Source organism: Kitasatospora sp. P5_F3, assembly GCF_054049135.1.
The window spans coordinates 94,138-120,934 of record NZ_JBFUMY010000016.1 but is presented as its reverse complement, the minus strand read 5'-3'; the positions used below and the strand labels follow the sequence as shown (position 1 = coordinate 120,934).

General features: G+C 71.6%; 24 protein-coding genes. 16 read left to right on the top strand and 8 right to left on the bottom strand.

The window, feature by feature from the left end:
* Positions 1–20 precede the first annotated feature (20 nt).
* The 5 genes from ACXJMZ_RS13785 (at position 21) to rny (ending at position 4,965) form a co-directional block, all read left to right on the top strand.
* On the top strand, positions 21–215 hold the full coding sequence (locus tag ACXJMZ_RS13785; RefSeq protein WP_457030309.1) for a DUF3046 domain-containing protein: 195 nt from the start codon (positions 21–23) through the stop codon (positions 213–215).
* A 21-nt stretch (positions 216–236) separates the two neighbouring features.
* On the top strand, positions 237–1,526 hold the full coding sequence (locus ACXJMZ_RS13780; RefSeq protein ID WP_457030308.1) for an AI-2E family transporter: 1,290 nt from the start codon (positions 237–239) through the stop codon (positions 1,524–1,526).
* A gap of 180 nt (positions 1,527–1,706) precedes the next feature.
* Positions 1,707–2,825, top strand: a complete 1,119-nt coding sequence (gene recA / locus ACXJMZ_RS13775; protein ID WP_457030307.1) for a recombinase RecA — start codon at positions 1,707–1,709, stop codon at positions 2,823–2,825.
* A gap of 7 nt (positions 2,826–2,832) precedes the next feature.
* The gene (locus ACXJMZ_RS13770; RefSeq protein ID WP_457030306.1) at positions 2,833–3,519 is read left to right on the top strand and encodes a regulatory protein RecX; all 687 of its coding nucleotides are present in this window, start codon (positions 2,833–2,835) and stop codon (positions 3,517–3,519) included.
* A gap of 108 nt (positions 3,520–3,627) precedes the next feature.
* The gene (gene rny, locus ACXJMZ_RS13765) at positions 3,628–4,965 is read left to right on the top strand and encodes a ribonuclease Y (protein ID WP_457030305.1); all 1,338 of its coding nucleotides are present in this window, start codon (positions 3,628–3,630) and stop codon (positions 4,963–4,965) included.
* A 40-nt stretch (positions 4,966–5,005) separates the two neighbouring features.
* On the opposite strand, the gene ACXJMZ_RS13760 is transcribed toward rny, so the two are convergent.
* The 5 genes from ACXJMZ_RS13760 to ACXJMZ_RS13740 form a co-directional block, all read right to left on the bottom strand.
* Positions 5,006–6,652, bottom strand: a complete 1,647-nt coding sequence (locus tag ACXJMZ_RS13760; protein ID WP_457030304.1) for an FAD-dependent monooxygenase — start codon at positions 6,650–6,652, stop codon at positions 5,006–5,008.
* 152 nt (positions 6,653–6,804) lie between these two features.
* The gene (locus tag ACXJMZ_RS13755) at positions 6,805–7,635 is read right to left on the bottom strand and encodes an amino acid ABC transporter permease (protein ID WP_457030303.1); all 831 of its coding nucleotides are present in this window, start codon (positions 7,633–7,635) and stop codon (positions 6,805–6,807) included.
* A complete protein-coding gene (locus ACXJMZ_RS13750) occupies positions 7,632–8,282 on the bottom strand; it encodes an amino acid ABC transporter permease (RefSeq protein ID WP_457030302.1) in 651 nt (216 codons plus the stop codon). Before ACXJMZ_RS13750 ends, ACXJMZ_RS13755 begins: the two co-directional genes overlap by 4 nt.
* 31 nt (positions 8,283–8,313) lie before the next feature.
* Entirely contained in the window at positions 8,314–9,207 is an 894-nt protein-coding gene (locus ACXJMZ_RS13745; RefSeq protein ID WP_457030301.1) for a glutamate ABC transporter substrate-binding protein, read from the bottom strand.
* 91 nt (positions 9,208–9,298) lie between these two features.
* On the bottom strand, positions 9,299–10,066 hold the full coding sequence (locus ACXJMZ_RS13740; RefSeq protein ID WP_457030300.1) for an amino acid ABC transporter ATP-binding protein: 768 nt from the start codon (positions 10,064–10,066) through the stop codon (positions 9,299–9,301).
* A 259-nt stretch (positions 10,067–10,325) separates the two neighbouring features.
* Here ACXJMZ_RS13740 and ACXJMZ_RS13735 point away from each other — a divergent pair, with 259 nt between their 5' ends.
* Both ACXJMZ_RS13735 and ACXJMZ_RS13730 read left to right on the top strand, forming a co-directional pair.
* Positions 10,326–11,027, top strand: a complete 702-nt coding sequence (locus ACXJMZ_RS13735) for a response regulator transcription factor (protein WP_057229433.1) — start codon at positions 10,326–10,328, stop codon at positions 11,025–11,027.
* Positions 11,028–11,033: 6 nt separating this feature from the next.
* Positions 11,034–12,461 (top strand): sensor histidine kinase, encoded by a 1,428-nt coding sequence (locus ACXJMZ_RS13730; protein ID WP_457030299.1) that lies wholly within the window; start codon positions 11,034–11,036, stop codon positions 12,459–12,461.
* Positions 12,462–12,616: 155 nt separating this feature from the next.
* On the opposite strand, the gene ACXJMZ_RS13725 is transcribed toward ACXJMZ_RS13730, so the two are convergent.
* A complete protein-coding gene (locus tag ACXJMZ_RS13725) occupies positions 12,617–13,627 on the bottom strand; it encodes a TAXI family TRAP transporter solute-binding subunit (RefSeq protein ID WP_457030298.1) in 1,011 nt (336 codons plus the stop codon).
* Between the two features lie 79 nt (positions 13,628–13,706).
* On the opposite strand from ACXJMZ_RS13725, the gene miaB reads away from it, so the two are divergent.
* Together miaB and ACXJMZ_RS13715 are read left to right on the top strand one after the other, a co-directional pair.
* Positions 13,707–15,194: a tRNA (N6-isopentenyl adenosine(37)-C2)-methylthiotransferase MiaB gene (gene miaB / locus ACXJMZ_RS13720; RefSeq protein WP_457030297.1), complete on the top strand. Its 1,488-nt coding sequence runs from the start codon at positions 13,707–13,709 to the stop codon at positions 15,192–15,194.
* Positions 15,195–15,391: 197 nt separating this feature from the next.
* Positions 15,392–16,090: a class III extradiol dioxygenase subunit B-like domain-containing protein gene (locus ACXJMZ_RS13715; RefSeq protein WP_457030296.1), complete on the top strand. Its 699-nt coding sequence runs from the start codon at positions 15,392–15,394 to the stop codon at positions 16,088–16,090.
* Between the two features lie 7 nt (positions 16,091–16,097).
* On the opposite strand, the gene ACXJMZ_RS13710 is transcribed toward ACXJMZ_RS13715, so the two are convergent.
* The gene (locus ACXJMZ_RS13710; RefSeq protein WP_457030295.1) at positions 16,098–16,328 is read right to left on the bottom strand and encodes an antitoxin; all 231 of its coding nucleotides are present in this window, start codon (positions 16,326–16,328) and stop codon (positions 16,098–16,100) included.
* 125 nt (positions 16,329–16,453) lie between these two features.
* On the opposite strand from ACXJMZ_RS13710, the gene miaA reads away from it, so the two are divergent.
* From miaA to hflX, 5 genes are all read left to right on the top strand, one after another.
* Complete coding sequence (gene miaA, locus ACXJMZ_RS13705; RefSeq protein ID WP_457030294.1) at positions 16,454–17,392, top strand: tRNA (adenosine(37)-N6)-dimethylallyltransferase MiaA; 939 nt, start codon at positions 16,454–16,456, stop codon at positions 17,390–17,392.
* 224 nt (positions 17,393–17,616) lie between these two features.
* Complete coding sequence (locus ACXJMZ_RS13700; protein WP_457030313.1) at positions 17,617–18,090, top strand: hypothetical protein; 474 nt, start codon at positions 17,617–17,619, stop codon at positions 18,088–18,090.
* A gap of 27 nt (positions 18,091–18,117) precedes the next feature.
* Positions 18,118–18,990 carry a diaminopimelate epimerase gene (gene dapF, locus ACXJMZ_RS13695; protein WP_457030293.1) on the top strand — a complete coding sequence of 291 codons (873 nt, stop codon included), beginning with the start codon at positions 18,118–18,120 and terminating at the stop codon, positions 18,988–18,990.
* A 240-nt stretch (positions 18,991–19,230) separates the two neighbouring features.
* Positions 19,231–21,450, top strand: a complete 2,220-nt coding sequence (locus tag ACXJMZ_RS13690) for a RelA/SpoT family protein (RefSeq protein WP_457030292.1) — start codon at positions 19,231–19,233, stop codon at positions 21,448–21,450.
* A 93-nt stretch (positions 21,451–21,543) separates the two neighbouring features.
* Positions 21,544–23,046: a GTPase HflX gene (hflX, locus tag ACXJMZ_RS13685; protein ID WP_457030291.1), complete on the top strand. Its 1,503-nt coding sequence runs from the start codon at positions 21,544–21,546 to the stop codon at positions 23,044–23,046.
* Positions 23,047–23,145: 99 nt separating this feature from the next.
* Here the strand turns inward: hflX and ACXJMZ_RS13680 are convergent, their stop codons facing one another.
* Positions 23,146–24,264 (bottom strand): trypsin-like serine peptidase, encoded by a 1,119-nt coding sequence (locus tag ACXJMZ_RS13680; protein ID WP_457030290.1) that lies wholly within the window; start codon positions 24,262–24,264, stop codon positions 23,146–23,148.
* Between the two features lie 268 nt (positions 24,265–24,532).
* Here ACXJMZ_RS13680 and ACXJMZ_RS13675 point away from each other — a divergent pair, with 268 nt between their 5' ends.
* Both ACXJMZ_RS13675 and ACXJMZ_RS13670 read left to right on the top strand, forming a co-directional pair.
* On the top strand, positions 24,533–26,281 hold the full coding sequence (locus tag ACXJMZ_RS13675) for an IucA/IucC family protein (protein ID WP_457030289.1): 1,749 nt from the start codon (positions 24,533–24,535) through the stop codon (positions 26,279–26,281).
* Entirely contained in the window at positions 26,278–26,793 is a 516-nt protein-coding gene (locus tag ACXJMZ_RS13670) for a GNAT family N-acetyltransferase (protein WP_457030288.1), read from the top strand. The genes ACXJMZ_RS13675 and ACXJMZ_RS13670 overlap by 4 nt, the downstream gene beginning before the upstream one ends.
* Positions 26,794–26,797 lie beyond the last annotated feature (4 nt).

The window sequence follows — 26,797 nt, the reverse complement described above, 5'->3', positions numbered from 1 at the left end:
TGATTCGGGATACTTGGGGCATGAGGCTGACCGAGTTCTGGCGACGGATGTACGAGCACTTCGGCGAGGCGTACGCGGAGTCGTTCGCCGCCGACCACCTGATGGCCGAGCTGGGCGGGCGGACGGTCCGTCAGGCGCTGGAGGCCGGTTGGGAGGTGAAGGAGGTCTGGCGGGTGGTGTGTCTGACCCAGGGGGTGTCGGCGCTGCTGCGCTGAGCTTTGGGTAAGACTGGGCGGGTGGCCAGTAGCTCTGATCCCCAGAATCCCGAACACCCGTCCGACGTGCCGACCGTCCCGACCGCCGAGATGGCGGCCAGAGGGGACTCGCTGTGGGGGCAGGGGATGCCGAAGTGGCTGCCCCGGGCGATGGTGCTGGCGCTGCTGCTGGTCGGGGCGTTCCAACTGGTGGACTGGGCGTTCCGGCAGTTGATCGACCTGCTGGTGATGCTGCTGGTGGCGTTCTTCCTGTCGCTGGCGATGGAGCCGGCCGTGGACCGGATGGCGGCGCGCGGGGTGCGCCGGGGGCTCGGGACCTTCCTGGTCTTCATCGGTCTTGCGGCCGCCATCGCCGGGTTCCTCACCGCACTCGGCACCCTGCTGGTGGACCAGGTCGCGAAGATCGCCGGTGACCTGCCGCACCTGGTGGAGAACCTGCTCGGCTGGTTCAACCGGACGTTCCATCAGACCGTCTCGCTGGACCAACTTCAGGAGAAGTTGCTCAAGGACTCCGGCAACATCGAGAAGTACGCGCAACAGGCCGCCGACAACGTCTGGGGCGTCTCCAGCACCCTGATCGGCGGGCTGTTCCAGGCCTTCACGGTCGGCCTGTTCACCTTCTACTTCACCGCCGACGGGCCCCGGGTGCGGCGCACCGTCTGCTCGCTGCTGCCGCCGGCCAAGCAGGCCGAGGTGCTCCGGGCCTGGGAGATCGCGCTGGCCAAGACCGGCGGGTACCTCTACTCACGGGCGCTGCTGGCGATCGCCTCGACCTTCGCGCACTGGATCATGTTCAGCGTGATCGGCCTGCCGTACGCGGCGGCGCTGGCGGTCTGGGTGGGCGTCATGTCGCAGTTCGTGCCGACCATCGGGACGTACCTGGCGGGCGCGCTGCCGATCCTGGTGGCGCTGACCGTGGAGCCGGTGGACGCGTTCTGGGTGCTGATCTTCGTGATCGTCTACCAGCAGATCGAGAACTACCTGCTGCACCCGAGGATCACCGCCCGGACGGTGGACGTGCACCCCGCGGTGGCCTTCGGTTCGGTGATCGCGGGCGCGGCGCTGCTCGGTGCGGTCGGCGCGCTGATCGCGATCCCGGTGGCGGCCACCCTGCAGGGCTTCGTGGGGACGTACGTACGGCGGTACGAGGTGGCCACCGACCCCCGGATCGACCGGGGTGCGGACCGCAAGGGACGGCGGGAGCGCCGGCGGCAGGCGGCCCGGCGACTGCGGCAGATGGTGCGCGGCTCCTCGGCGGACCGGCACGACCGGCACGACAGCGACGACAAGCGCGACAAGGGCGACAGCTGACGGATATCACCCCGGCGAGGGTGTGGGGGTCGGTCGGTTGACCTGAATCGAACTGATGTTCCCTATACTGGTGTGCGGCGAGTTTTCCACAGGCACGACCCATTCGGGGTGGATTGTCAGTGGGACGCGCTAGCGTCGAGAACGATGAAGCGCACAGGACAGAACCCGAGGGTGGAACCCATGGCAGGTACGGACCGCGAGAAGGCCCTTGAGACCGCACTCGCCCAGATTGAGCGGCAGTTCGGCAAGGGCTCGGTGATGCGCCTCGGTGAGAAGGCCAACGAGCCGATCGAGGTGATCCCGACCGGGTCCACCGCGCTGGACGTCGCGCTCGGCGTCGGCGGGCTGCCGCGTGGTCGGGTGATCGAGATCTACGGCCCGGAGTCCTCCGGCAAGACCACGCTGACCCTGCACGCGGCGGCCAGCGCCCAGAAGCTCGGCGGCACGGTGGCGTTCGTGGACGCCGAGCACGCCCTCGACCCGGAGTACGCCAAGAAGCTCGGCGTGGACACCGACGCCCTGCTGGTCAGCCAGCCGGACACCGGCGAGCAGGCCCTCGAGATCACCGACATGCTGATCCGCTCCGGCGCGGTCGACCTGATCATCATCGACTCGGTCGCGGCGCTCGTGCCGCGCGCCGAGATCGAGGGTGAGATGGGTGACTCGCACGTCGGTCTGCAGGCCCGTCTGATGAGCCAGGCCCTGCGGAAGATCGCCGGTGCGCTGAACCAGTCGAACACCACCGCGATCTTCATCAACCAGCTCCGCGAGAAGATCGGTGTGATGTTCGGCTCGCCGGAGACCACCACCGGTGGCCGCGCGCTGAAGTTCTACGCCTCCGTCCGGCTGGACATCCGCCGGATCGAGACCCTGAAGGACGGCACCGAGGCGGTCGGCAACCGCACCCGCGTCAAGGTCGTCAAGAACAAGGTCGCCGCGCCGTTCAAGCAGGCCGAGTTCGACATCCTCTACGGCCACGGCATCAGCTGGGAGGGCGGCCTGATCGACATGGGTGTCGAGCACGGCTTCGTCCGCAAGGCCGGCGCCTGGTACACGTACGAGGGCGACCAGCTCGGCCAGGGCAAGGAGAACGCGCGGAACTTCCTCCGGGACAACCCGCAGCTGGCCGAGGAGATCGAGCTGAAGATCAAGCGGAAGCTCGGCATCGGCCCGAAGGTGGCGGAGGAGGAGGCCCCGGCCGACGCCGCCGCGGGCGCCGTCGCGGGCCCCGTCGAGGGGGAGGCCAAGCCGGCCGCCAAGACCGCGGCCGCGAAGAAGACGGCGGCGGCGAAGAGCTGATCCGACGGTGAAGCACGAGCGTGACATCGAGGTGCCGGGTTCGGGTGRACCCGGCGCCGAGGTGTTTCCGGAGTTGCTGCGGGCCTCCGAGCTGACCGGCGGCCGACGGCGGCGCCGGACGGAGCTGGCGCCCCTGCTGGCGGAGCAACCCCCCGAGCCGTCCGAGCCGTCCAGGTCGAAGCGGGAGCGGCAGCCGAAGCGGGAGCGCCGCCCGGCCGCCGTCCCCACCGACCCGGCGGCCCAGGCCAGGGACATCTGCCTGCGGCTGCTCACCGGCACGGCGAAGACCCGCAAGCAGCTGGCCGACGTCCTGCGCAAGAAGGAGATCCCCGACGAGGTGGCGGCCGAGGTGCTGGACCGCTACGAGGAGGTCGGGCTGATCGACGACGGGGCGTTCGCGGCGGCCTGGGTCGAGTCCCGGCACGCCGTCCGCGGTCTCGGTCGCCGGGCGCTGGCGCAGGAGCTGCGGCAGCGCGGGGTGGCCGGGGAGCTGGTCGAGCGCGCGTTGGAGCAGGTCGACAGCGAGGACGAGGGGGAGGCCGCGCGCGAGCTGGTCCGCCGGAAGCTGCGGACCATGCGCGCCCTCGAGCCGCAGGTCAGGACGCGGCGGCTGGTCGGCATGCTGGCCCGGCGGGGCTACTCGGGCGAGCTGGCCTTCCGAGCGGTGAAGGACGTGCTGGCGGAGGAGGACTGATGGACTTTCAGCACCCGGATGTGATGGATCATCGGCACATCTTGACCGTTTCGTGACCTGCGCTTAGCCTCACAGAAATGTGTGCTGAGCAGGACGGAGCGGTGCCCGATGTGGATCGCGATGGGGTGCGTCGGGGCGTTGCTGCTGCTGGGCTGCGCGGTGTTCCGCTGGGTGCGGGCCACCGAGCGACGGACGGTCGGCGCGGTGGAGTTCGTCGAGGCCGAGGTGGGCCGGAGGCGGGCGAAGCTGGAGCGGCGTGAGGCGGCCGTCGCCCAACTGGAGACCCAGCTGGAGGCCGAGCGGCGCCTGGAGTTGGAGCGGCTGGCCGGTCTGACGGCCGGTCAGGCCAGGGCCGAGGTGCTGCAGGCGGCCGAGGCCGAGGCCCGCCGGGCGGCGGTGGTCACCGTCCGGGAGATCGAGCGGCGGGCCCACGAGGACGGTGAGGCCCGGGCCCGGGAGATCGTCGCCGGGGCGGTGCAGCGGCTGGCCAGTGAGCAGACGGCGGAGACCGTGGTCTCGGTCTTCCGGCTGCCGGGCGAGGAGTTGAAGGGCCGGATCATCGGCAAGGAGGGGCGGAACATCCGCGCCTTCGAGGCCGTCACCGGTGTCAACCTGGTGGTGGACGAGACCCCCGGCGTGGTGCAGCTGTCCTGTTTCGACCCGGTCCGCCGGGAGGCGGCCAGGCTCACCCTGGAGGTGCTGGTCTCGGACGGCCGGATCCAGCCGGCCAGGATCGAGACGGTGCACGCCCGCAGCCTGCGGGAGATCGAGCGGCTCTGTACCCGGGCGGGCGAGGACGCGCTGCTGGCGGCCCGGGTCGGCGAGATGGAGCCGGAGCTGGTCCGGATGCTGGGGCGGCTGCGGTACCGGACCTCGTACGGCCAGAACGTGCTCGGGCACCTGGTGGAGAGCGCCAACCTGGGCGGGCTGATGGCGGCCGAGCTGGGCGCGGACGCGACGCTGGTGCGGCGGGCCGCTCTGCTGCACGACGTGGGCAAGGCGCTGAGCCACGAGGTGACGGGCAGTCATGCGGCGGTCGGGGCCGAGTTCGCCCGGCGCTGGGGCGAGTCCGCCGAGGTGGTGCACGCGATCGAGGCGCACCACGGCGAGGTCGAGCCGGAGACCGTGGAGGCGGTGCTGACCCAGGCCGCCGACGCCTGCTCCGGCGGGCGGCCCGGCGCGCGGAAGGAGTCGGTGGAGGCCCACGTCCGACGGCTGGAGCGGCTGGAGGAGATCGCCCGGGAGTTCGACGGCGTCGCCAAGGTGTACGCGATGCAGGCCGGCCGCGAGGTCCGGGTGATGGTCCAGCCCGAGCTGGTCGACGACCTCGGCGCCCAGGTGATCGCCCGCGAGGTGGCCAAGCGGGTCGCCGAGGAGCTCACCTTCCCGGGCCGGATACGGATCACCGTGGTCCGGGAGAGCCGTGCGGTGGAGTTCGCCCGGTAGGTCGCTCCCGGCTGTGACGGGAGCGACCGGTGACGGGCCGTCAGGGGCTGGTGATCGGGGTCGGGCCGCCGCGGGCGTGCTGGGCCAGGGCCTGGAGGGCCTCGGGCTCGGCGCCGTGGGCGGAGCCGACCAGGTGGCCGTCGGGGCGGATCAGTAGGACGGTGTGCGGATCGGCCGCCGGGTACTGGTCGGTGACCAGTACTTCGGTGGGGATCGGCAGGGCGGCGGCCAGGGAGGTCAGCCGGGGCATCAGGCCGGCCGAGAGCCAGTGCTGGGAGGACCAGACCGTGGTGCCGGGGGCGACCAGCAGCAGCAGGAAGCCGGCCCCGAGCCGGGCGTGCAGCCGGTCGGTGCTGCCGTCGGTGGTGGTCACCGGCAGGTCGGGGGCGAGCACCCCGGCGGCGGTCGGCGGGAGTTGCTCGGTCAGTGAGGTGCCCCGGCCGCCGCGCTGGGGCGGGACCCGGCCGGGGATGCCGGACGGCGCCTCGGGGTAGGCGGGCGCGCCGCCGAACCGGCCGGTGCCGAGCTGACCGTCCGCCAGCAGCGGGGCGTGCTTGCGGAACGAGCCGGTGAGCAGCGACCGCCGGGTCTGCTGCCAGCCGCGCAGCGGCCGGAGCAGCGGCATCGCCTGGTCGACCGCGCGCAGCCGGGCGCCGACCGCTCCGCGCCGTTCGGTCTCGTAGCCGTCCAGCAGGGTGGAGCCGGAGTGCAGGTGCCAGGCCAGCGCGAGCCGCCAGGACAGGTTGTCGGCGTCCCGCAGGCCGTCGGCGAGATTCTGCATGCCGAGTGCGCCGTGCAGGTGGGCGGCGTCCCCGGCCAGGAAGCAGCGGCCGACCCGGAACCGGGCGGCCAGCCGCTGCTGGGCGGTGTGGTCGGCGGCGGCCAGCAGTTCGTACGGGGGGAGTTCGCCGCACCAGCCGGTCAGGGTGGATTTCACCCGGGCGAGCAGGGTGTCGCCGGTGACGATGCCGGGCCAGGTGGCGTGTGGGTCGACCGGGGCGGTGGGGGCCGGGCGGCCGGGGGGCAGCCGCCAGTCGAGCCGCCAGAGCCCGTCCGGGAGCGGGCGGGCGGAGGCCTCGCGGTCGCCCCGCCACGGGGGTTCGCGGTGCAGCCGGGCCTCGCCCGCGAACGGCAGGTCCACCCGGATGGTGGCCACCGCGTGCCGGTCGACGGCGGGGCGGCCGGGGAAGCGCACCTTGAGCAGTTTGCGGACGGTCGAGCGGGCCCCGTCGCAGCCGACCAGATGACTGCCGCGCCACCAGGTGACGGCGTTGGTCTGCGAGTTGACGCTACGCGCGCTGACGCCGTCCTTGTCCTGCTCCAGCTCGACCAGCCGGGTGAGCGGGCTGAGCTGGATCAGCGGGGTGGCGGTGACCGCGTCCCGCAGACCGCGGTGCAGCCGGTGTTGCGGCAGGTGGGTGATCCCGTCCAGCGGCATCCTGAGCACCTCGGTGCGGCGGCGCCAGATGGTGAAGGCGTCCCAGCTCGCGGCGTCGGAGGCGGCCCGCTGGTAGCCGAGCCGGGTCAGGAAGGCGGTGCTGTCATGGGTGAGCACGACGCTGCGCGGGCCCTCGGAGCAGACCCCCGCGCCTTCGTCCAGGACGACGCTGGGCACGTCCTGCTTGGCCAGCGCGAGGGCCAGGGCCAGGCCGACCGGACCGGCCCCGACGATGATCACCGGGTCCACGGCGGGACCTCGCACATGGTCGGAGGAGCCGAAAGGGCGGCAGAGCCCGACCGCATATCCGGCCCGGGCATGCGGCCCGGATATGCAGTCAGGCTCTCAGAGGTCCCGGGTGGTGTCACGAAGAGCAATGCAACAGATCACCTGGGTGTCCGTCAAGCAGCGGCAGGTGTACGCCGGTTCGCGCCGCGGCGGCTCCGGCCCTCGAGCCACTTGGCGAGCGCCGTGAGAAGAAGGCACAGCGTGATGTAGATCGCGCCGATGATGATGGTGACCGGGATGTACGGATAACCGTCCGGAGTGGCCGTGGTGCCGGCGATCAGCTTCCCGACGTAGAGCAGCTCGGGGTAGGTGATGACGAAGCCGAGCGAGGTGTCCTTCAGGGTGACGACCAGCTGGCCGATGATGGCCGGCAGCATCGAGCGGACCGCCTGCGGGACCAGCACGGTGCCCATCACCTGGGTCTTGCGCAGGCCGAGCGCGAAGGCGGCCTCGCCCTGTCCGCGCGGCACGGCGTTGATGCCGGAGCGGATGATCTCGGCCTGGACCGCGCCGTTGTACAGGGTCAGCCCGATCACCAGGCCCCAGAACGGGGAGGTGGTGAAGAGCGACTGGTACAGCGCGAAGATCATGATCAGCAGTGGCATCGCCCGGAAGAACTGCACGATCGCCGTGCACACCGCCCGGACCGGCTTGTGGTCGGAGAGCCGGCCCGCCGCGAGCAGCGCGCCGAGGATCAGCGAGAGCACGGCCGCCGTGGCGAAGGCCTTGAGGGTGTCCAGCAGGCCGGTCAGGATCTTCTCCTGGGCCACCTTGTACTGGAACGGGTCCCACATCGCCGCGGTGAACTGGTTGGCGTCGGCCAGGCTCCGGTAGACGTACCAGAGCAGTCCGAGCAGACCGACACCTGCCAGCACCCCGAGGATCAGGTTGCGAGCCTTGGCCCGGGGGCCGGGGACGTCGTAGAGAACGCTGCTGCCGCTCATCGGGCCACCGCCAGTCGGGTCTCGAGGAAGCGGAAGATCAGGGCCACGCAGGCGCTCAGGAAGAGATAGGCAAGCGCCACCCAGAAGAAGATCAGGAAGATGCCGTAGCCGAGGTCGGTCATGGTCTGCTGGTAGTGGTACAGCTCCGAGACGCTGAACGCGCCCGCGATCGCCGAGTTGCGGGGGAGCGCGATGAACACACTGCTCATCGGCCCCAGCACCGTCCGGCCCGCCTGCGGCAGCACCACCTGGGTCAGGGTCTGACTGAACGTCATCCCCAGACTGCGGGCCGCCTCGGCCTGGCCGACCTGGACGGTGTTGATGCCCGAGCGGAGCACCTCGCAGACGAACGAGGCGGTGTACGCGGACAGGGCGATCACCGCGAAGGTGAAGTTGTCGAAGTGCACGCCCAGCCGGGGGAGTCCGAAGACCACCGCGAAGAACAGCACGGTCAGCGGGGTGTTCCTGAAGGTGTTCACCCAGACGGTGCCGAAGAGCCGCAGCACCGGGACCGGGGAGACCCGGAAGGCCGCCAGCAGGGTGCCCAGCAGCAGGGCGAACAGCGCACTCAGCGCGCTGAGTTCGACCGTCTGCAGGAAGCCGTCCCGGAACAGCGCCAAGTTGCCGTTCTCGAACAGTCTGCCCATACCGGCGGCCCTCCTTTCGTTACTGGACGGGTCAGTTGGTCAGGGCCGGGATCTCTGGAGCCGCAGCGCCCGAGAGACCGAGGGTGGCGTCGTACGCCTTCTTCCAGTCGCCGTTGTCCTCGTGCGCCTTCAGCGCGGCGGCCACGGCAGTCTGGAAGGCCGTGTCCTCCTTGGCGAGGCCGATGCCGTAGGGCTCCTTGGAGAAGGTCTTGCCGACCACCTTGAGCTTGCCGGCGTTCTTGGCGGCGAAGCCCTTGAGGATCGCGTCGTCGGTGGTGACCGCGTCGACCTCGTTGGTGAGCAGCTTGTCCACGCACTGGGCGTAGGTGTCGTACTGGGTGACCGGCTTGACCGGCTCGAACTCCTCGATCTTCTTCACCGAGGTGGAGCCGGTCGCGGAGCAGACCTTCTTGCCCTTGACCGACTCGGGGCCGGTGAACTCGGCCTTGTCCTTGAGCACCAGCAGGTCCTGGCCGGCGACGTAGTACGGGCCGGCGAAGGAGACCTTCTGCTTGCGGGTGTCGTTGATGGTGTAGGTACCGACGTAGTAGTCGATCTGGCCGCCCATGAGCGAGGTCTCACGGTTGGCCGAGTTGATCGTCTTGAACTCGATCTTGTCTGCCGCGAAGCCCAGGTCGGCCGCGATCATCTTGGCGATCTCGATGTCGAAACCCTCACGGGCGCCGGTGGCGGTGTTCTCGAAGCCCAGGTACGGCTGGTCGGCCTTGGCGCCGATGACCAGCTTGCCGCGCTTCTTGGCCTCGTCGAAGGTCTTCGAGCCCTCCACCTTGGCGTCGGTCTTCACCGTGTAGGTCGGCAGCTTGGCGGCGGTGTCGGCGGCCACGGGGGCCTCCTTGCCACAGGCCGCGACGGCGGTCAGGGCCAGCACGGACATGGCGGCAGCGATGGTACGACGAGTCCTCATGGAAGGAGCTCTCCTCTGGAATGGCCACGGAGTGTCCGGGCACGGGGAGTTCAGGGCATGACAGAAGACTGACGCTAGGTCAGTGGGGGCCTCAGTGGTGCAGGATCTTCGAAAGGAAGTCCTTGGCACGGTCGCTGCGGGGCGCGGTGAAGAACGCCTCCGGGGTGTTCTCCTCGACGATCTTTCCGTCGGCCATGAAGAGCACGCGGTTGGCGGCGGAGCGGGCGAAGCCCATCTCGTGGGTGACCACGACCATGGTCATCCCCTCGGCGGCCAGACTGCGCATGACCTCCAGCACCTCGTTGATCATCTCCGGGTCGAGCGCCGAGGTGGGCTCGTCGAAGAGCATCACCTTCGGGTTCATCGCCAGCGCGCGGGCGATCGCCACCCGCTGCTGCTGGCCACCGGAGAGCTGGGCCGGGTACTTGGCCGCGTGCGCTGCCAGCCCGACCCGCTCCAGCAGTGCGTGCGCGGTCTTCTCGGCCTCGGCGCGGGCGACCTTGCGCACCTTCACCTGGCCGAGCACCACGTTCTCCAGCACGGTCTTGTGCGCGAAGAGGTTGAAGCTCTGGAACACCATGCCGACCTCGGCCCGGAGCTTGGCCAGCTGCTTGCCCTCGGCGGGCAGCGGGCGGCCGTCGATCGAGATCGCGCCCGAGTCGATCGTCTCCAGCCGGTTGATGGTCCGGCACAGGGTCGACTTGCCGGAGCCGGACGGGCCGATAAGCACCACGACCTCGCCCTGGCGGATCTCCAGGTCGATGTCCTGGAGCACGTGCAGGGCGCCGAAGTGCTTGTTCACACCGCTCAGCACCACCAGCGGAGCGGCGGTGGAGTCACTGACGGTGGTCTCGGTCATCGCGCCTGGCTCCCTCGTGGGCGAACCCCTGAGGTTGTCCTCACAGGGGGCGGTGCTGATCCCGGGGGCTGTTCGCCGGCGGAGCTCGCAGCCCCCGGTTGGGCCGACCTTAGGGCGCTGACCAAGCCACGTCAGCCGATCTGAGGATTACTTGAGCATCACGATCCGGCCACGCTGTGTCGCCGACCGGTCCGGCCGTGACAGACGGAGCGGACTGGACAATACTCCGCAGGGATCGGACACCGAACGGAGGCCCAGGATGCGACTGCTGCTCGTCGAGGACGACGAACGGGTGGCCGCCGCGCTGGTCGCGGTGCTCGGCCGGCACGGCTTCCAGGTCAGGCACGCCCGCAGCGGGCACGAGGCGCTGGACGCGCTGGTGCCGGACGGCAGCGACCCGTACCGGGTGGTGCTGCTCGACCTCGGTCTGCCCGACCGGGACGGCTTCGAGGTGTGCAGCCGGATCCGTGCGCACAGCGGCGTCCCGGTGATCATGGTGACCGCGCGGGCCGACATCAGATCCCGGATCCACGGCCTCAACCTCGGCGCCGACGACTACGTCACCAAGCCGTACGACATGGGCGAACTGCTCGCCCGGATCCACGCGGTGGCCCGCCGCGGCCTCGCCGCCGAACCGGCCGAGCCGGTCAGCCAGGCCGGGCCGCTGGAGGCCCGCGGCATCCTGATCGACCGCGAACGCCGCCGGGTCAGTGTGCAGGGGCGCGATGTCCCGCTCACCCGCAAGGAGTTCGACCTGCTGGCGCTGCTCGCGCAGAGCCCTGGCGTGGTCTACCGGCGGGAGCAGATCTTCAGCGAGGTCTGGCGCTCCGGCTGGGAGGGCAACGGCCGGACCCTCGAGGTGCACATCGGTTCGCTGCGCACCAAGCTCGCGCTGCCCGGCCTGGTCGAGGCCGTCCGTGGGGTCGGCTACCGCCTGATCCCCGAACAGCCGGCCGGCTGATCCCCCGTGCGTACCCGTCTGCTCGGCATCCTGCTCTCCCTGATGACCGCCGTCCTGGCCGCTCTCGGGGTGCCGTTGGCGGCCGCGATGGCCGCTGCCGAGCAGAGCAAGGTGGTGGTCGACCGGATGGACGACGCCGCCCGGTTCGCCCAGAGTCTGCCCACCCAGGGTCGCCCCACCGCGGGCACCGCCGTCAAGGGCGACCCCACCCCCGTGGACGGCGACGGCGGCCGGCTGCACGCCCTGGTCGGCGAGGTCCAGCGCTACCACGAGCTGTACGGGATCAAGGTCGGCATCTTCCACCGGGACGGCAGCGCGGTGGCGGTGGCTCCCGCCGACTGGCAGGGCCCGACCACCGGCTCCGGATCACAGGCCTTCCAGGAGGCGGTGGACGGTCGCCGCAGCCAGAACCCGCCGCAGGCCTGGCCCTGGACACCCGACCGCACGCTCACCGTGGCCGCCCCGGTGGTCCGCGACGGTGACGTGATCGCGGTGGTGATCACCGAGTCGCCCACCGGGGCGCTGCGGCACCGGATCCTCTACCGCTGGCTCGGCATCGGTGCGGGTGAGTCGCTCGCCATGATCGCGGCCATCCTGCTCTCGATGCGGCTGACCGGCTGGGTGCTGCGCCCGGTCCGCACCCTGGACCGGGCCACCCACGACATCGCCACCGGCCGGATGAACGCCCGGGTCGCCCCCAGCAGCGGTCCCCCCGAACTCCGGCGGCTGGCCCGGTCGTTCAACGACATGGCGGACAACGTACTGATCTCCCTGGACCAGCAGCGGGCCTTCGTGGCGGACGCCTCGCACCAGCTGCGCAACCCACTGGCCGCCCTGCTGCTACGGGTCGAACTGCTCGGTCTCGAACTCCCGGAAGGCCACGATGCGGAGCTCGGCGCGGTCCGGGAGGAGGGCGTCCGGCTGGCCCGGGTGCTCGACGACCTGCTCGGCCTGGCCACCGCCGAACACGCCCGCCCCGAACCCGAGCACGTCGACCTCGCCGACCTCGCGCTGGCCCGGATCGACGCCTGGCAGCAGGTCGCCAACCAGCGCGGCATCCAGCTCGGTTGGGACGGTCCGGCCACCGCGGTCGGGCTGGCCGACCCGATCGGGTTCGGCAGCGCGCTCGACGCGGTGCTCGACAACGCGCTCAAGTTCACCCCGAGCGGCGGGGCCGTCCGGCTCGGCGTCGAGCGCGGCAAACGCGAGGTCACCCTCACCGTCTCCGATGCGGGCCCCGGCCTCACCGAAGAGGAACTCGCCCGGATCGGCGACCGTTTCTGGCGAAGCCCCCGCCACCAGAACGTCGACGGCTCCGGCCTCGGCCTCTCCATCGCCCGCACCCTCCTGCTGGCCGGCGGCGGCTCCCTCGACTTCGCCCCGGTCACCCCGACGGGCCTCTCGGTCCACCTGACGGTCCCTCGGCCGCGGTGACTTTTCGCAGGCGCTCAGCCAGCCACGGTCAGGGGCTCGGGGAACTGCGACGCCGACCCTTGCAAGGTGATCCGTACGTAGGTGGTCAGGAACTTTCGCAGGTGACCCCGGCGCCAGATCTCCTCGCAGTTCCCCGAGCCCCTGGGTAGTGCAACTTACGGTTTGACCGACAGGTAGTAGCGCCGGGCACCCTCGTGCAGCGCCAGCGGGTCCGTGTAGACGGCCGTGCGGAGGTCCACCACCTGGGCGGCGTGCACTTCGGCGCCGATCGCGTCGCGGCTGTCGATCACGGCCTGGGTCATCCGCTCCACCAGGGCCGGGTCGACGTCATCGCGGGTGATCAGCAGGTTGGGGACGGCCAGGGTCGCCACCGGCGTCGCGGCGGGGTGGGCCTTGGGGTAGGCGTCGGCCGGGATGGTGGCGGCGCGGTAGGCGTCGGCGCCGCCGCCCTCGCCGTGGCCGACCGACTCGGCCAGGTCGCCGAGCGGGACGATCCGGATCGCGAACTGGTCCGAGAGATCGCTCAGCGCGCTGGTGGGCAGCCCGCCGGACCAGAAGAAGGCGTCCAGCTGACCGTTCTTCAGTTGGTCGGCGGCGTCACCGACGCCGAGGTTCGCGGCGGCCACGTCCTGGTCCGGATCCAGTCCGGCCGAGGCCAGCAGACGCTTCGTCACCAGCAGGACGCCGGACCGGCTCTGCCCGACCCCGACCCGCAGGCCCTTGAGGTCAGCGGCCCGCTGCACCTTGGAGTCGGCGGGCACCACCAGTTGCAGGTAGTCGTCGTACAGCCGGGCTATCCCGCGCAGCCGGTCCTTGCCGTCGCCCCGGTAGCTGGCCACCGCGTCGGCGGTGGCGATCGCGAACGCGTCCCGGCCGGAGGCGACCCGGTCCAGGTTGTCGATCGAGCCCTGCGAGTTGTCCAGGCGCAGTTCGACCCCGGGCATCGCGGTGTGCAGGTAGCTGCGGAGCAGCTGTCCGTACCGGTCGTACACACCTCGCTGGACTCCGGTGGCGAAGCCGACCTCGCCGCGCGGGTAGTCCGTGTCGTCGGCCGCGGCCAGCCACCAGCCGCCCAGCCCGCCGATGACCAGCAGCAACGCGGCGGCCGTCCGGCCGAGCCGGCTGCGGGCCACTGCGTTCGGCAGGGCGTCGGGTCTCCAGGTCATGGGGTTGGATACTGCCAGGCCGGGCCCGGGAAAGGGAGAGGGTCACGGAGCCCGATCCGGTTCTCGTACTCTTGGGTCCGTGGGTACGAGCCAGGATTCCAAGAGCTACAAGGTCGTCACGTACGGCTGCCAGATGAACGTGCACGACTCCGAGCGCCTCTCCGGGCTGCTCGAGGACGCCGGGTACGTGAAGGCCGACCAGGAGGGTGATCCCGACCTGGTGGTCTTCAACACCTGCGCGGTGCGCGAGAACGCCGACAACAAGCTGTACGGCAACCTCGGCCAGCTCGCCCCGGCGAAGACCCGGAACAAGGACATGCAGATCGCCGTCGGCGGCTGCCTGGCCCAGAAGGACCGCGACACCATCGTGAAGCGGGCCCCCTGGGTCGACGTGGTCTTCGGCACCCACAACATCGGGCACCTGCCGGCGCTGCTGGAGCGGGCCCGGATCGAGCAGCAGGCCCAGGTGGAGATCCTGGAGTCGCTGGAGACCTTCCCGTCCACCCTGCCGACCCGGCGCGAGTCGGCGTACGCGGCCTGGGTGGCGATCTCGGTCGGCTGCAACAACACCTGCACCTTCTGCATCGTCCCCGCACTGCGCGGCAAGGAGGAGGACCGCCGCCCCGGCGACGTGCTCGCCGAGATCGAGGCGCTGGTCGGCGAGGGCGTCATCGAGGTCACCCTGCTCGGCCAGAACGTCAACGCGTACGGCTCCGACCTGGGCGACCGGGAGGCGTTCTCCAAGCTGCTCCGGGCGGCCGGGCAGATCGAGGGCCTTGAGCGGATCCGCTTCACCTCGCCGCACCCGCGCGACTTCACCGACGACGTGATCGCCGCGATGGCGGAGACCCCGAACGTGATGCACCAGCTGCACATGCCGATGCAGTCCGGTTCGGACACCGTGCTGCGCGCGATGAAGCGCTCGTACCGGCAGGACCGTTTCCTCGGCATCATCCGCAAGGTCCGCGAGGCGATGCCGGACGCGGCGATCTCCACCGACATCATCGTCGGCTTCCCCGGCGAGACCGAGGAGGACTTCGAGCAGACCATGCACGCGGTCCGCGAGGCCCGCTTCACCAACGCCTTCACCTTCCAGTACTCCAAGCGGCCCGGCACCCCGGCCGCCGAGATGGAGGGGCAGATCCCCAAGGCCGTGGTGCAGGAGCGCTACAACCGGCTGATCGCCCTCCAGGAGGAGATCTCCTGGGAGGAGAACAAGAAGCAGGTCGGCCGCACCCTGGAGATCCTGGTCGCCGAGGGCGAGGGCAAGAAGGACGACCGGACGGACCGGCTCTCCGGCCGCGCCCCCGACAACCGGCTCGTTCACTTCACCCGCCCCACCGAGTCGGTCCGCCCGGGCGACACGGTGACGGTCGAGATCACCTACGCCGCCCCGCACCACCTGCTCGCCGAGGGCCCCACCCTGGCCGTCCGCCGCACCCGCGCGGGCGACGCCTGGGAGAAGCGGCAGGGCCGACCGGCCCCGAAGCCGGCCGGCGTGATGCTCGGCCTGCCCACCATCGGGGTTCCGGCCGCGCTTCCGGTCGTGACCGGCTGCGGCGACTGACGTTCGGCAGACAGGGGCTCGGGGAACTGCGACGCCGGCCTCGGAAAAGGTGATCCGTGCGTAGGTGGTCAGGCACTTTCGCAGTGACCCGAACGCCAGATCTCCTCGCCCCGCGGCGGAGCCGCAAATCAACAGGGCCCCGAGCCCCTGGGTAGTGCAACCGAGCGCTCTGCAAAAGGCTCGGTAAGGTGATCGTCATGCTCGTTGCCGCTGCCGTCGTCCCCTGCCCGCCGCTGCTGGTCCCCGAGGTCGCCTCGGGTGCGGCGCCCGAACTGGAGCCGCTGCGGGCCGCCTGCCTGGCGGCGGTGCGGGAGTTGTCGGCCTCGGGGGCGGAGCTGATCGTGCTGGTCGGCGCCGGACCGGAGGCCGGGGTGTGGACCGAGGGCGGGGTGGGTTCGTTCCACCGGTACGGCGTGCCCCGGGTGGTGCGGCTGCCCTCGGGCGGGGTGGACGGTCCGGAGCTCGCGCCGTCGCTGGCCGTCGGGGCCTGGCTGCTGGAGCAGGCGGGGGCGACCACCCCCACCCACGCGTGTGCCGTCCCGGCCGATGCGCCGACCGAGCGGCTGCTCGGCCTGGGCGGCGGGCTGGCCGAACTGGCCGACCGGGTCGGTCTGCTGGTGCTCGGCGGCGGCAGCGCCTGCCGGTCGGTCAAGGCGCCGGGCTATCTCGACGACCGCGCCGAGGGCTACGACGCCGCAGCGGCCCGGGCCCTGGGAGCGGCGGACCTGACCGCGCTGGCCGCGCTCGACCCCGGGGTGTCGGCGGAGCTCCAGGCGGACGGACGGGCGCCCTGGCAGGTCCTCGCGGGAGCTGCTCAGGGCGCCGGGTTGAACGGGAGGCTGCGGTACGACGAGGCCCCGTACGGGGTGGGCTACTTCGTGGCCTCCTGGAGCTGACAGCGGGTCAGCTCCGACCCTCGTCCTTGGGCTTGGCGGCGAAGTGGTCGACCGCGCCCTTGGCCTTGCTCGTGCCGGTCTCGATCTTGTTGCTGTACTTGCCCTTGGTGGCCTTGTCCACGGCGCTGCCGGTCTTGTCGACCATGTGGTCGATCTTCTCGTTGTGCTTGCCCGCGAGTTCGCTGGCCTTGTCCTTGAGCTCCTCGGCCTTGCCCTTGAGGTTGTCCATCAAGCCCATGGTCCGTCGCTCTCCTTCGCTGGTCCGCCCGGCGGACGGAGAAAATAGGTCATACCGTTCATATCCTTCCCCAGAGTGACGACCCGAGACACGGCGCCACTCCCGATCTTTGCGAGACTTGGCCCGTGAGCAGCTCTCCCGTCATCCAGCCCCGCGTCGTCTCCGTGGTCGGTGCGACCGCCGCGGGCAAGTCCGACCTGGCGGTCGCCATCGCCACCGCGCTCGGCGGCGAGGTGATCAACACCGACTCGATGCAGCTCTACCGGGGCATGGACATCGGCACCGCGAAGCTCACCACCGCCGAGCGCGGCGGCATCCCGCACCACCTGCTGGACATCTGGGACGTCACCGAGGCCGCCAGCGTCGCCGAGTTCCAGCGGCTGGCCCGGGCTTCGATCGACCGGCTGCTCGCCGAGGGCCGGACGCCCGTGCTGGTCGGCGGCTCCGGGCTGTACGTCCGGGCGGCGATCGACGAGATGGAGTTCCCCGGCACGGACCCGGCGGTCCGGGCCCGGCTGGAGGCCGAGTGCGAGCAGCTCGGCAGTGGTGCGCTGCACCGGCGGCTGGCCGAGCTGGACCCGGCCGCCGCCGAGGCGATCCTGCCCAGCAACGGCCGCCGGGTGGTCCGGGCGCTGGAGGTCATCGCGATCACCGGCCGTCCGTTCACCGCCAGCCTGCCGACCAACACCGCCGTGTACGACACGGTGCAGATCGGCGTCCAGGTGGAGCGTCCGGAGCTGGACCGCCGGATCGAGCTGCGGGTGGACCGGATGTGGGAGGCCGGCCTGCCGGCCGAGGTCCGCGCGCTGGAGGCGCAGGGCCTGCGGGACGGGCTGACCGCCTCCCGGGCGCTCGGCTACCAGCAGGTGCTGGCCCACTTCGCGGGCGACTGCACCGAGGACGAGGCGAAGGCCGAAACCGTGCGGGCGACCAGGCGGTTCGCCCGCCGCCAGGAGTCCTGGTTCCGCCGGGACGACCGGATCCACTGGCTGGCCCGCCCGACCGGTGCGGACCCGACTGCGCTGCTGGAACGGTCCCTGGAGCTGATTGTCCGTCAGATCTGAGCGGTTTCCGGCCATCCGGCCGGTGCAGCTGCAAGTGCACGACCAACTGAGGGTTACAGGCGCATCACGTCCTGGCCACGGATCACCCGACGGCCCGATGGGACCCGCGTCGGCGGCACCGGACATGCCATTATCGAGAACAACCAGGGGTCGGCCGCGCGGGCCGCTCCTACACCCGCGAGTCCGTTGGCTCGTGTCGAACCGTCAGGGGAGGCCGCGTGTCCATGGGAACCGGCCCCGAAACCGAGGAACTGCCGAGCAGCGTCAGCGCCGAACTGGTGCTGTCCGAAGCCCAGATACCCACCTCGTACGCCCTGGCGCTGCCCGCCCTCGCCGACCTGGCCGCACCCGGCGTGGTCCACGAGCGGGAGATCCGGCCGCTCCGTCGGCTGCGCTGGTGGCAGATCCTGCCGATCGTGCTGGTCGGCGCCGCCGGTGCGCTGATGTTCGCCTTCCCGCTCGCCTTCGGCTCCGGGGACGGCGCCTCCGCGATGATCGGGATGCTCGGCCTGCTGCTCACCGCCGCCTCGGTCGGCTGGGGCGCGATGGCCGCCCGGATGGCCGGGTACAAGTGGCCCGGCGTCCCGCGCCGGGGCAGCGGCCTGCGGGCCGGTCGCAAGGCGATCGCGCTCTACACCCTGGCCGCCGCGGTAGCGGTCGGCCTCGCCGTCTGGCGTGTGGTCCACCTCGCCTCCTGACGGGGCGGCCTCAGTACCATCGGCTCTGTGAGCGCATCCAAGACCTTCGGTCTCCCCTTTCTCAAGGGCCACGGCACCCAGAACGACTTCGTGATCGTCCCGGACGGGGACGGTCTGCTCGACCTCGGCCCGGCCGAGGTCGCCGCCCTGTGCGACCGCCGGGCCGGTATCGGCGGCGACGGCCTGATCCGGGTGGTCCGGGCGGCGGCCGACCCGGCGGCGGTGGCCATGGCCGACCGGGCCGAGTGGTTCATGGACTACCGGAACGCCGACGGCTCGATCGCCGAGATGTGCGGCAACGGCAGCCGGGTCTTCGCCCGCTACCTGGTCGAGGCCGGGCTGGCCAAGCCGGGCCTGATCCCGATCGCCACCCGGGCCGGTGTGCTCACCGTGCGGGTCGCGGAGGACACCACCGACGGTCCGGGTCTGATCACGGTCGACATGGGCAAGGTCCGGCTGCCCGGTCCCGACGGGGTCGAGGTGACGGTCGGCGATCAGGTCTGGCCGGCGCTCAACGTCAACATGGGCAATCCGCACGCGGTCGCGTTCGTCGACGAGCTGGCCCAGGCCGGTGACCTGTTCACCGCACCCGGCGTCACGGCCGGTGTGTACCCCGAGGGGGTCAACGTCGAGTTCGTGGTGGAGCGCGGACCGCGGCACGTCGCGATGCGGGTGCACGAGCGGGGCTCCGGCGAGACCCGCTCCTGCGGTACCGGCGCCTGCGCGGTGGCCGTCGCGGCGGCCCGCCGCCACCACCTCGACCCCTCGGTCACCGGCCGGGCGGTCACCTATACCGTCGACCTGCCCGGCGGCACCCTGCTGATCACCGAGCACCCGGACGGCCGGATCGAGATGGCGGGGCCGGCGGAGATCGTCGCCACCGGGACGCTGCACATCTAGGCAGGCGCGGGTCACTGCGAAAGTGCCTGACCAGCTACGTACGTATCACCTTGTACGAGGTCGCGTCGCAGTTCCCCGAGCCCCTGGTGGTTGATGCAGTAGCAAAAAGGTGCGGCTGTACTTCCCCGTCGGGTGCGGAGCGAATCCCCCCGTTCGGGTGGAGTTGGTGACGGTGCGGGAGCAAGGGGTCGCGGAACGTGCTCTGCTCGGTAGCATGGACCATCGCTGCCGGAGGTGCAGATGACCGTCGATGCCGAGGCTGGAAAGCGCTCCCGGGGCAGACTCAACCGAGCCTCCCTGGGCCGGGCAGGCCGTGCCGCCGTACTGGCCACCGGCCGCGCCCCGCTCCCGGACGCGATCGAGCCGATCGTGGAGGCGCATCGGCGCCACCACCCGCAGGCGGACCTGGCGCTGCTCGGCCGGGCGTACCGGACGGCGGAGGCCAGTCACCGGGGGCAGACCCGGAAGAGCGGGGAGCCGTTCATCACCCATCCGCTCGCGGTGACCATGATTCTGGCTCAACTCGGGGCCGGGACAACGACCTTGGTGGCGTCGCTGCTGCACGACACGGTCGAGGACACCGAAGTGACGCTGGCTCAGGTGGCCGAGGAGTTCGGGCCCGAGGTGGCCTATCTGGTGGACGGCGTCACCAAGTTGGAGAAGGTGGACCTCGGTGCGGCGGCCGAGGCGGAGACCTTCCGGAAGATGCTGGTGGCCACCGGCGACGACATCCGGGTGATGGTGATCAAGCTCGCCGACCGGCTGCACAACATGCGGACCATCCGGCACATGAAGCCCGCCAGCCGGATCAGGATCGCCAAGGTGACCAGGGACGTGCTGATCCCGTTGGCCGAGCGGCTCGGGATCCAGGTGCTGAAGGCCGAGTTGGAGGACATCGTGTTCGCCACTCTGCACCCGGAGGAGTACGCCCGCACCGGTGCGCTGATCGCGGCGTACGACGAGCGGCCCGAGGAGCTGCTGCAGCCGTTCGCCGAGGCGCTGACCCGGCAGCTGGCCGAGTCCGGGGTGACGGCCACCGTCACCGTGCGGCCCAGGCACTGTGTGTCCGTGCACCGGGTGCTGCTCAAGCGGACCGCCGCCGCCGGGCTCGACGGTCTGCCGCAGGATCTCCAACCCGCCGACTTCGGGCGGCTGTTGGTGGTGGTGGAGGAGAACGCCGACTGCTACGCGGTGCTCGGCGAGCTGCACACCTGCTGGACGCCGCTGCCCGGGGAGTTCAAGGACTTCGTCGCGGCACCCAAGTTCAACCTGTACCAGTCGCTGCACACGGCGGTCGCGCTGCCGGCCGGCGAGGTGGTCGAAGTCCTGGTCAGGAGCCGGGAGATGCACCGGGTGGCCCAGTTCGGCGTGGTCGCCCTGGGCGATCCGCACCAGGACGGCCCCGAGGACCCGGAGCGGAACGACCCGGCCCGGCCCGGCTGGCTGAGCCGGCTGCTGGAGTGGCAGCAGGAGACCCCGGACCCGGACACCTTCTGGTCCGCGCTCACCTCGGACCTGTCCGACGACCGGGAGGTCACCGCCGTCACCGAGCAGGGCGAGACACTGCACCTGCCGTCCGGCGCGAGCTGCGTGGACGCCGCGTACCTGCTGGGGGAGGAGACCGGCCACCGCTGTCTGGGGGCCCGGGTGAACGGGCGGCTGGTCGCGCTCTCCACCACGCTCCGGGACGGTGACGTGCTGGCGGTGCTGACCGAGCAGGCCGCCGAGGCGTCCGGGCCGGCCGTCGAGTGGCTGGAGTACGTCCGTACCCCGGGGGCCAGGCTGGCGATCGAACGCTGGCTGGCCGACCGCCCGGCCGGGGCGCCTCAGCCGGATGCGGGGGCGGCCAAGCCGGCGCCCGCCGGTGTCCCGTCCGCCGGGCGGCGGCAGGCGCCGGTGACCGTGCCGGGACGCTCGGGCGGGGTGGTCCGGCTGTCCCGGTGCTGTACGCCGGTGCCGCCGGACGAGCTGACCGGCTACCTGATCCGGGGCGGGGCGGTGGCCGTGCACCGGACCCACTGTCCGGTGGGCGAGCAGCTGCGGGAGGCCGGCCGGGAGCCGGTCGGGCCGTGCTGGGTGCCGGGCGCCGCCCCTGCCGACGGCTTCCGGGCGACCCTGCGGGCCGAGGCGTTGAACCGTCCCCGGCTGCTGGCCGATCTGACGGCGGCGATCTCGGCCGAGGGTGTCGGCATCATTGCGGCCGAAGTGGAGCCGCCGCAGCAGCTGCGGGTCCGGCACAGCTACACGGTCGAGCTGCCGGCGGCGGCCACGCTGCCGCTGCTGATGCGGGCGATGCTGCGGGTCTCCGGGGTCTACGACGTCTACCGGCCCGGTCCGGAGCGGGGAAATCGGGATGACCCGGTCGGGGCGGGCGTGCGACCATCGTGGGGAATTCACGGCCGGTCCGTGGCGTTCACCGGACGTAGTGGTTCCGGTGCCGGCCGCGGCCTGCAGGGGTAGCTCGGCTCGCCACCTGGTATCGGGGCGTCAGACGGGGCACACTCCCAGGTGCGCATGGCGCACCGGCCCCTCCCGATCTACCTAAGGATGAGATTGACCTCCACGTTCGAGAGCCGCAGCAATTCCGACAGCCAGGGCAAGCGGCTGACGGACCTCCGGGCGGAAGCCCTGATGGACGAGGACCTCGCGGCGAACGACGAGGCCTTCGACCGATATGACGGGGAGCAGTACGACCGGAGCGAGCGCGCCGCGCTGCGCCGGGTCGCCGGTCTCTCCACCGAACTGCAGGACGTCACCGAGGTCGAGTACCGCCAGCTCCGCCTGGAGCGCGTGGTGCTCGTCGGTGTCTGGACCGACGGCACGGTCGAGGAGGCGGAGAACTCGATGGCCGAGCTCGCCGCCCTCGCCGAGACCGCTGGCTCCGAGGTGCTCGACGGCGTGATCCAGCGCCGCGACAAGCCCGACCCCGCGACCTACATCGGCTCCGGCAAGGCGCGGGAGCTGCGCGACATCGTCGCCTCCACCGGCGCCGACACCGTGGTCTGCGACGGTGAGCTGACCCCGGGTCAGCTGATCCAGCTGGAGGACGTGGTCAAGGTCAAGGTGGTCGACCGGACGGCCCTGATCCTCGACATCTTCGCCCAGCACGCCAAGTCCCGGGAGGGCAAGGCGCAGGTCTCGCTCGCGCAGATGCAGTACATGCTGCCGCGGCTGCGTGGCTGGGGTGCCTCGCTGTCCCGGCAGATGGGTGGCGGTGGCTCCGGTTCCTCCGGTGGCGGTATGGCCACCCGTGGTCCCGGTGAGACCAAGATCGAGACCGACCGTCGGCGGATCCGCGAGAAGATGGCGAAGCTCCGCCGGGAGATCGTCGACATGAAGAAGGGCCGCGACACCAAGCGCCAGGAGCGCCGTCGCAACCAGGTCCCCTCGGTCGCCATCGCGGGCTACACCAACGCGGGCAAGTCCTCGATCCTCAACCGCCTGACCGGCGCCGGTGTCCTGGTGGAGAACTCGCTGTTCGCCACCCTGGACCCGACGGTCCGCCGGGCGCAGACCCCGAGCGGCCGGGTCTACACCCTGGCCGACACGGTCGGCTTCGTCCGGCACCTGCCGCACCACCTGGTCGAGGCGTTCCGTTCGACCATGGAGGAGGTCGCCGAGGCGGACCTCATCCTGCACGTGGTGGACGGTTCGCACCCCGAGCCGGAGACCCAGCTGGCCGCCGTCCGGGAGGTGATCGTCTCGGTCGAGGCACAGAACGTGCCGGAGATCGTGGTGATCAACAAGGCCGACGCGGCCGACCCGCTGGTGCTCCAGCGGCTGCTCCGCCGCGAGCCGCACGCCATCGTGGTGTCGGCCCGTTCGGGGCTGGGCATGGAGGAGCTGCTGCAGCTGATCGACAGTGAGCTGCCGCGGCCGGCCATCGAGGTGCAGGCGCTGATCCCGTACACCCGTGGCGACCTGGTCTCCCGGGTGCACGCGGAGGGGGAGCCGATCTCCACCGAGCACACGGGTGAGGGCACGCTGCTGCACGCCAAGGTGGCGGCGGAGCTGGCGGCCGAGCTGGAGAAGTACGCGGTGGTCACGCAGAGCTGAGTTCAGCCATTTACGGTCCAGGGGCTCGGGGAACTGCGACGAGATCTGGCGTGCGGGTCACAGGCGAAAGTGCCTGACCGTGCACGCGGGAGAGACCTTTTACGAGGTCGGCGTCGCAGTTCCCCGAGCCCCTGATGGTTTCCGGGAGAAGTAGTCCAGCGCCTGGCGGGCGACGTCCTCGAGGTACGGGCCGTTCAGGGCCGTGTGGGCCAGGTTGCCGATCGAGGTGTTGCTGACCAGGGCCTCGCGGCCGTCCGGCATGGTGGCGAACCAGCCGCCGCCGCTGGAGCCGGCCGTCATGGTGCAGCCGGCCGAGAGCATCGGTGGCCGGGTCGCGTCGAAGGACAGCCGGGCCGGGCGGCCGGCGTCGCAGCGGTACAGTTCGCGGCCGTCGAACGGTTTGGCGGAGGGGTAGCCCCAGACCGAGACGGCGAGCTGCTCGCGCGGGGCGTCGAACCAGACCGGGACGGCGGTGCCCACGGTCTCCTCCAGCGAGCGGCCGCTGCCGTCGGGGTTGTGCACCTTGAGTACGGCGAAGTCGTACTGGTTGGCGGCGTTGCCGCTGTGGCCGCCCTCGGCGATCCACTGCGGTGAGCTGATCACGTTGTCCGCCCACCACTGCCCGAGCGGGGCGACCTCGGCCAGCGTGGCCTTCTTCCCGGCGGCCGCGCCGGAGCTGTTGTAGGCCGGTACGAAGATCAGGTTCTTGAACCAGCCGCCGCCGCTGCCCTCGTGCACGCAGTGCCCGGCCGTCCAGACCAGGTTGCTCCGCCCCGGGTGGGCCGGGTCGGCCACCACCGTGGCGGAGCACTGGCCGGTGCCACCGCCCGGTGCGGTGGAGAACACCTTCCCGGAGGCCGGGTAGCGGGTGTACGGCCGGGGCACCGGGACGGCCTGCACCGGGCCAGGCTCCACCTCGGGGGGAGCGGCGGTGGGGGACGGCGCCGGGACCGGCTGCTGCGGTGGGGCGTCGACCATCCGTTCCGGACCCCAGAGGTCCCGGACCACCGGGTTCTCGAACAGGTGCTGCTTGGCCCAGCGGTCCCAGTCCTCGTCCCGCCAGGTCTTCAACTCCTGCCAGCGTTGGGCCAGTTCGCCCCGCCACTGGGTCGGTACGGCGGTCGGCAGCCGCCAGTCCTCCGGCGGTGCGTCGCTGCACCCGGTCAGCAGCACCAGCCCGAGCAGTACCGCCGCCGTGCTTCTGGATATCGACCGCATGACTCCCAGCCCCCCTGTGTCGAACGCCGATTCTTCCACCGACGGGCGGCCCGGTCCGCCTGCGGTGCCCGTGTCGATCCGGAGCGGACCACTCCAACGGGTGAGTGATCCGCAGGGATTCACCACAACGAGTGAGCTGATCTTGTGATCACCCGTCAGTGGCCAGTTCCCTTGGGCTGTCTGACCTGTCGGCGCCCTCGGTCTCGCGAGTCACGGCCATCCCCCCAACTCCCGGCGCCCGCACCCTCGCTCGCCCCAAGGAGCAGCCTTGAGCACCGTCGCCCTCGCTGGAGTCCCGCCCGTCGTCCATCCACAGCCCCAGGACAGACTGCTCGACGCCGACCCGGCGGTGGCCGCCGAACAGGCCGGGGTGGAGAGCCTGCTGCGCTGCTGGGCCCGGGAGACCGGGGCCCGGCCAGGACCGGACGGGACGCTCCGGGTGCCGGTGCTCGGCGGTGCGGTCGAGCTGACCGCGGTGGTCCGGTACTGGTCGCCGACCGGCTGGCACCGGTTCGGCGAGGTCACCCTGGCCGGGCTGCCGGTGGACGTGGTGACGGTGGCCACCCTGGTCGCGGGCGCCACCGCCGAACGGCCCGAGGCCGGTCAACTGACCGACCTGGCCGCCCGGGTGGCCGACTCGGTGCTGCGCACCGCCGAGGTGCTGGAGCGTCGCCGGACCGCCGCCGGCCCCGACTGGCCCTTCCTGGCGGGGGAGCAGGCCCTGCTGCTGGGCCACCCGCTGCACCCCACCCCGAAGAGCCGCGACGGCCTCGGCCCGGCGCAGAGCGCCGCGTACTCGCCCGAACTGCACGGGTCCTTCCGGCTGCACTGGTACGCCGTCGACCGGGACCTGCTGGCCTCCGGCTCGGCGGTCGGCGTCCCGGCCGAGCAGCTCACCGCCCGGCTGCTCGGCGACCGGGTCGCGCTGCCCCCCGGCACCGCCGCACTCCCGCTGCACCCCTGGCAGGCCCGCGAGCTGGCCCTGCGCCCCGAGGTGGCCGGGCTGCTGGCGGACGGCGCGTTGCACGACCTGGGCGAGCACGGCGAGGAGTGGCACCCGACCTCCTCGGTACGGACCGTCTGCCGCCCCGGCACGCCGTGGATGCTCAAGCTCTCGCTCGGCCTGCGGATCACCAACTCCCGCCGGGAGAACCTGCGCAAGGAGCTGCACCGGGGCCTGGAGGTGCACCGGCTGCTGGAGGCCGGGCTGAGCGCCGAGTGGCGGGCCGCCCACCCCGGCTTCGACATCGTCCGCGATCCGGCCTGGATCGGCGTCGACCTGCCCGGCGGCGCCGACCCGAACGGCCTGGACACCGTGCTCCGCCAGCAGCCGTTCGGCCTGCGCGAACGCGCGTTCTGCGTGGCGGGCCTGGTCGCCGAGCAGCCGTTCGGCGAGCGGGTCGACTCGCTGCTCGGCCGGACCGTCCGGAGGCTCGCCGAGCAGTGCGGGCGCCCGGTGCACACCGTCGCGACCGAGTGGTTCCTGCGCTACCTGGACGCCGTGGTGCTCCCGGTGCTCTGGCTGGACGGCCGGGCCGGGATCGCCCTGGAGGCGCACCAGCAGAACAGCCTGGTCCTGCTGGACGAGGCGGGCTGGCCGGTCGGCGGCCGGTACCGGGACAACCAGGGCTACTACTTCCGCAGTTCGTTCGCTGACCGGCTGGACGCCCGGCTGCCAGGTGTCGGTCAGGCCAGTGACACCTTCGTCGCGGACCGGGTGATCGACAAGCACTTCGCCTACTACCTCGGCATCAACCACGTGCTCGGCCTGATCGGCGCCTTCGGCTCCCAGCGGCTGGCCGACGAGAGCGTCCTGCTGGCCGCCCTGCGCGGATTCCTCGGCAGCCGGCCGGCCGCCACCACCGGCTCCGGGCTGCCCGCCCTGCTGCTGGACAGCCCCGAACTGCACTGCAAGGCCAACCTGCTGACCCGGCTGAACTGCATGGACGAGCTGGTCGGCCCGGTCGCCACCCAGTCCGTCTACGTGGACATCCCCAACCCGCTGGCGGTCCGGTGAGGACCTCCGCAGGCGAGTTCGAGCTCCGGGAGGTCGACCTCGCCACCGACCTCCCGCTGCTGGCCGAGTGGATGAACGACCCGGCGGTGGCGGCGTACTGGGAGCTGGCCGGGCCCCCGGAGACCACCGAACGGCACATCGCCCCGCAGCTCGGACCCGACAGCCCCAGCTGCCCGCTGCTCGGGCTGCTGGACGGCATCCCGATGAGCTACTGGGAGCTCTACCGGGCCGACGCGGACCGGCTCGCCGGGTACTACCCCGCCGGGCAGGGCGACCTCGGGCTGCACCTGCTGCTCGGCCCGCCCGGCCACCGCGGCCGGGGGCTCGGCACCGTGCTGCTGACCGCGCTGGCCGACCGGCTGCTGACCGAGCCCGACTGCGAGCGGCTGGTCGCCGAGCCAGACCTGCGCAACACCCCGTCGCTGCGGGCCTTCCGGCGGGCCGGGTTCGACCTGGTGGCCGAGCTGGAGCTGCCCGAGAAACGGGCCGCCCTGATGCTGCGTCAACAATGAACCC

Coding starts and splice junctions, on each gene's coding strand:
- ACXJMZ_RS13785 (WP_457030309.1), top strand. CDS start 21: ATGAGGCTGACCGAGTTCTGGCGACGGATGTACGAGCACTTCGGCGAG.
- recA (WP_457030307.1), top strand. CDS start 1,707: ATGGCAGGTACGGACCGCGAGAAGGCCCTTGAGACCGCACTCGCCCAG.
- rny (WP_457030305.1), top strand. CDS start 3,628: ATGTGGATCGCGATGGGGTGCGTCGGGGCGTTGCTGCTGCTGGGCTGC.
- ACXJMZ_RS13755 (WP_457030303.1), bottom strand. CDS start 7,635: ATGAGCGGCAGCAGCGTTCTCTACGACGTCCCCGGCCCCCGGGCCAAG.
- ACXJMZ_RS13750 (WP_457030302.1), bottom strand. CDS start 8,282: ATGGGCAGACTGTTCGAGAACGGCAACTTGGCGCTGTTCCGGGACGGC.
- ACXJMZ_RS13745 (WP_457030301.1), bottom strand. CDS start 9,207: ATGAGGACTCGTCGTACCATCGCTGCCGCCATGTCCGTGCTGGCCCTG.
- ACXJMZ_RS13740 (WP_457030300.1), bottom strand. CDS start 10,066: ATGACCGAGACCACCGTCAGTGACTCCACCGCCGCTCCGCTGGTGGTG.
- ACXJMZ_RS13735 (WP_057229433.1), top strand. CDS start 10,326: ATGCGACTGCTGCTCGTCGAGGACGACGAACGGGTGGCCGCCGCGCTG.
- ACXJMZ_RS13725 (WP_457030298.1), bottom strand. CDS start 13,627: ATGACCTGGAGACCCGACGCCCTGCCGAACGCAGTGGCCCGCAGCCGG.
- ACXJMZ_RS13715 (WP_457030296.1), top strand. CDS start 15,392: ATGCTCGTTGCCGCTGCCGTCGTCCCCTGCCCGCCGCTGCTGGTCCCC.
- ACXJMZ_RS13710 (WP_457030295.1), bottom strand. CDS start 16,328: ATGGGCTTGATGGACAACCTCAAGGGCAAGGCCGAGGAGCTCAAGGAC.
- ACXJMZ_RS13700 (WP_457030313.1), top strand. CDS start 17,617: ATGGGAACCGGCCCCGAAACCGAGGAACTGCCGAGCAGCGTCAGCGCC.
- ACXJMZ_RS13690 (WP_457030292.1), top strand. CDS start 19,231: ATGACCGTCGATGCCGAGGCTGGAAAGCGCTCCCGGGGCAGACTCAAC.
- ACXJMZ_RS13680 (WP_457030290.1), bottom strand. CDS start 24,264: ATGCGGTCGATATCCAGAAGCACGGCGGCGGTACTGCTCGGGCTGGTG.